Source organism: Methylobacterium symbioticum (assembly GCF_902141845.1).
Lineage (GTDB): Bacteria > Pseudomonadota > Alphaproteobacteria > Rhizobiales > Beijerinckiaceae > Methylobacterium > Methylobacterium symbioticum.
In genome coordinates this window covers 1-1382 of the sequence record NZ_CABFPH010000228.1, presented here as the reverse complement: position 1 = coordinate 1382, position 1382 = coordinate 1, and the positions used below count along the sequence as shown (strand labels likewise).

1 protein-coding gene is annotated in these 1382 nt (G+C 64.5%); it reads right to left on the bottom strand.

All coding sequences use genetic code 11. The features are described 5' to 3' along the window. Positions 1 to 55 precede the first annotated feature (55 nt). Positions 56 to 1264, bottom strand: coding sequence for an IS256-like element ISMex14 family transposase (locus MET9862_RS28990; protein WP_003596089.1), 1209 nt, complete (start codon positions 1262 to 1264; stop codon positions 56 to 58). Positions 1265 to 1382 lie beyond the last annotated feature (118 nt).

The following is a 1382-nucleotide window of genomic DNA, read 5'->3' as shown; positions in this document are numbered from 1 at the left end:
GGGTCGTGTCCGTCAATGAGGTGGAAATTCGGGGTGGAGTTGGAGCGGCCATCGGTCAGGCGGCCTGAGGTGGAATTGCTGTGAGGGTGTCGTCGAGCAAGCTCGGGGTGAAGCCAGCCATGCCCTCGATCTGCATGTAGCGGTGCTGGAGCTGCCATTCGTCGTTGGCCTCCAACAGCACGGCTCCGATCAGACGCTGGATCGAGTCGGTGTTGGGGAAGATGCCCACCACGTCGGCGCGTCGCTTGATCTCCTTGTTGAGACGCTCCAGCGGGTTTGTGGAGTGCAACTTCGTTCGGTGCTGCAGCGGGAACGTCAGGTAGGCGAGCACGTCCTCGCTCGTGGCATCGATGAAGCCTTTGAGCTTCGGCCAACGGTTGTGAAGCTGCTCAGCCAGATGGTGGAGCGCGGCTCGGGCTGCCTCCTGGTCGGGCTGCTGGAAGGCGTGGCGCAAGCCGGCGGCGACCATGGTCTGCTGAGCGCGCGGCACATAAGCGAGCGCGTTGCGGGTCCAATGAACCCGGCACCTTTGCCAGGTCGCCTTCAGGACGCGGCATATGGCGGCTTTAAGCCCCTCGTGCGCGTCCGAGATGACAAGTTGCACACCTGACAGCCCGCGCTTGACCAGGTCGCGCAGGAAATCGGTCCAGAACACCTCGGCCTCGGACGGGCCGATGTGCAGCCCGATGATCTCGCGTCGACCTTCGGTGTCCACCGCCACGGCGACTATGGCGGCTACGGAGACGATGCGCCCGCCCTCACGCACCTTGAGGTAGGTGGCGTCGAGCCAGAGATAGGGCCATGCGCCGGACAGCGGGCGCTTGAGGAAGGCGTTCACCCGCTCATCGATGTCCTTGCACAGCTTCGACACGGAGGACTTCGAGATGCCCGACAGCCCCATGGCCTGCACCAGGTCGTCCACGCGCCGAGTCGACACGCCTGCGATCCACGCCTCCTGGATCACCGCCACCAGCGCCTTCTCGACGGTCTTCCTTGGCTCCAGGAAGCCGGGGAAGTAGCTGCCGGTGCGCAGCTTGGGGATCTTGAGGTTGAGCGAGCCCAGCCGCGTGTCGAGGCTGCGTTCGCGATACCCGTTGCGGTAGGTGCTGCGCTCGCCAGACCGCTCGTAACGACCCGCGCCGATCAGACCGTCCACATCGGCCTCCATCAGGATCTGCAGGACCGTCTCGGCCAGGCTGCGCAGGAAGTTGCCGTCGTCAGCCTTCTGAAAAGCCTCGATCAGTGCCACTCTGTCGTCGGTCATCGGGTGCTCCCGGTTCGGGTTGAAGTCCGCAAACTCCACCTTAGCCGCATGGCCCGATGGCCACCCCAATCCCCGCCAAAGCGGTCCTCGAATTTACACCTCGTCCGCGGACGCTACC

Coding starts and splice junctions, on each gene's coding strand:
- MET9862_RS28990 (WP_003596089.1), bottom strand. CDS start 1,264: ATGACCGACGACAGAGTGGCACTGATCGAGGCTTTTCAGAAGGCTGAC.